This is a genomic window from Pseudomonas sp. P4_C3 (assembly GCF_056402075.1).
This window is the reverse complement of the sequence record NZ_JBFUIC010000530.1, coordinates 1-1,946: the sequence shown is the minus strand read 5'-3', so window position 1 is coordinate 1,946 and position 1,946 is coordinate 1. Positions and strand designations below refer to the sequence as shown.

The window sequence follows — 1,946 nt, the reverse complement described above, 5'->3', positions numbered from 1 at the left end:
GGTATTGGTCGCTCAAGACCAAGCCAGACTCATTCAACTGACACTGCTGCCAGTTTCTGACCGCGCGACACGATTTCGAAAAAAAGTCGCAAACCCCACGACGCTTCAGGGCTTGCGACTCTTTGCCAATACGTCCCTCAAGCTCCCGGGACGTTTTCTACTGTATGCCTGCCATGTTCATTGCCGAACGTGCAGGTTTAGTTCTCCACCTCAACCGCGTCGAAATCCGGGGCGTCGGCCACATCCTTTCTGGCTTCGTTCGCCTCAACTTTGGCAGCCTCTCTGGCTGCGTTCGCCTCTACTTTGGCAGCGTTCCTGGCTGCATCTGCGTCGGCCTTGGCGGCATCTCTGGCTGCATCTGCGTCGGCCTTGGCGGCGTCCCGGGCTGCATCTGCCGCGGCCCTGGCGGCGTCCCGGGCTGCATCTGCGTCCGGTACGCCAGCAGCTTTTGCAGCGTCCCGCGCTGCATCCGCATCAGCCCTGGCGGCGTCTCTGGCCGCATCTGCGGCAGCTTTTGCAGCATCCCGGGCTGCATCTGCATCAGCCCTTGCAGCGTCCCGGGCTACATCTGCGTCGTTTCTGGCTGCGTCCCTGGCATCTTCTGCGGCCTCCCTCGCAGCGTCCCCGGCGTCTTCTGCGGCCTCCCTGGCTGCATCTGCGGCGTTATCCGCATCGTTGTCATCGTCGTTGGCATGCGCTTTGCCCGGGCCTCTGTTCCCGACCATGCCACCATGGTCATCGTCGTTGTCACGCGCATTGCCTGGGCCTCTGTTCCCGGCCATACCACCATGGTCAGCGTCGCCGCGCCCCGGGCCGCCATGACCGTCAGCGCCATGGCCTGCAGCACCATGATCGCCACCCTCTCCGTGGCCGTTGCCACCGTGACCACCTGCGCCATCACCACCGTGACCACCACCTCCGGAACCTCCACTGCCGGAGCCACCGCCGCCACCGCCGTGACCACCACCGCCTCCRCCGCTRCCGCCATCTTTGGCATRCACGSTGGAGAAACTACYGATGTAATCRGGYACCAGGACMGTCGATGCCGACAGGACCCCGCCAATTGCMAGAGCCAACAARCATTTCTTGAGCAGCATGATGCACCTCCGCTTGGAGTTGCGTCGTCATCTCCGTATCGAACGCAAWGTCCAGTGAGTTCCCGGCCGCCCATTGGAGCGGCCAGCCAACCGGCACGGCCATAAGTCTGCAGCAAAAACGAGCAACTGCGGTATCCGCACGATCCCTCAGAGCCAGCTAGCATCGTCTCGTGGGAAATATTCCCACACTCTCTTTGGAGAAGTGCTTTCAGCCCGAGTTCAACAAAAGAGCATCAGGACTGACGTATGGATTGCGCAAAAACTTCAACCTGACCCGAATGGTTAAAACCGGCACGACTGCTCGGTCGGGCTTTTCATATCGTTGCAGCAGTCCATCCCCATGCGCTCTAGATCCAACACCTGATACTTCCAGAGCGTTGACGAACCTTTGCGGCAGAAGGTAAACGCTGCTGCCCCCCCCCCCGATAGCCAATGGACAATCGAGTGAAAAGAGAAAGGGAGGGCATCCATTGCCCTCCCCTCCGCGGTCCACGCTCCCTGCGACAGTACTGACCAGTACCTCAAGTGACCAGAATGAAGTCCGTCTGATCAACGGTCGCACTGCTGACACCCACAAGGCGGATGGAGTCCGCTCCGATCCCGACCAGCGTGTCCGCCCCGTCTGCCGTTATGCTCACGTTGGTCGCGAACACCGCGCTGGTGACCCCCATCCCCGTGATATCGAGCAAGTCCTGCCCTGCGGCCGGGTTGGTTCCGAAGTTCAGGATCGTATCGTTGCCGAAGCCTGGGGCAAACGCGAAGATATCGTTGCCGGCGACGCCGCCACTCATCACGTCGTTACCTGCGCCACCGACGAGGACGTCATTACCCGCCCCCCCCACGATCACG

Annotated in this window: 2 protein-coding genes; both read right to left on the bottom strand. The window is 61.3% G+C overall.

The features are described 5' to 3' along the window. Positions 1 to 197 precede the first annotated feature (197 nt). Positions 198 to 725, bottom strand: a complete 528-nt coding sequence (locus AC1DVH_RS30260; protein WP_477756888.1) for a hypothetical protein — start codon at positions 723 to 725, stop codon at positions 198 to 200. 893 nt (positions 726 to 1,618) lie between these two features. Next, positions 1,619 to 1,946: calcium-binding protein (locus AC1DVH_RS30255; RefSeq protein WP_477756887.1), on the bottom strand; the 328-nt coding region annotated here is incomplete at its 5' end.